The sequence below is a fragment of the Vibrio sp. 2304 genome (assembly GCF_033339475.1).
GTDB lineage: Bacteria > Pseudomonadota > Gammaproteobacteria > Enterobacterales > Vibrionaceae > Vibrio > Vibrio alginolyticus.
In genome coordinates this window covers 1-521 of sequence record NZ_JAWOUQ010000139.1, presented here as the reverse complement: position 1 = coordinate 521, position 521 = coordinate 1, and the positions used below count along the sequence as shown (strand labels likewise).

The window sequence follows — 521 nt, the reverse complement described above, 5'->3', positions numbered from 1 at the left end:
GCTCGCCCTCAGAAAAGTAATCGATTACAAAACCGCTCAAAACAAAAGTAATCGATTACAAAAAGAAGATCGCCAGGCAAATGCGCCGCCTGCGAAGAGGATCACAATAAAAAGGCAGGAAGCCCCGCCGGACGGCGGGGCATCTCGCTTACGCCGGGCGGCGCAGCAGTTTGAAGGCGATAAACAGGAACAGGATCCACACCGGCAGCAGGATCGCCGACAGACGCATGCCGTCGATAGTGCACATCAGCGCCAGGATCAGCCCAAGGAAAGCAATGCAGAAGTAGTTGCTGGCGGGCGCCAGCAGCGCTTTGAACTTCGGCTCCCGCCCTTTTCGACGCTGGGCCGCGCGGAACTTCAGGTGCGCCATGCAGATCATGATCCAGTTCAGCAGCAGCGTTGCCACTACCAGCGCCATCAGCAGACCCAGCGCTTTCTGCGGCAGCAGATAGTTCAGCAGCACCACCAGCGAGGTAATCACCCCGGAGAGGATCAGCGAATTGACCGGCACGCCGCGTTTG

General features: G+C 58.2%; 1 protein-coding gene. It reads right to left on the bottom strand.

Annotation, left to right across the window (positions count from 1 at the left end):
* Positions 1-148: 148 nt before the first annotated feature.
* On the bottom strand, positions 149-521 hold a 373-nt coding region (locus R7P64_RS24680), incomplete at its 5' end, for a hypothetical protein (RefSeq protein ID WP_318124272.1).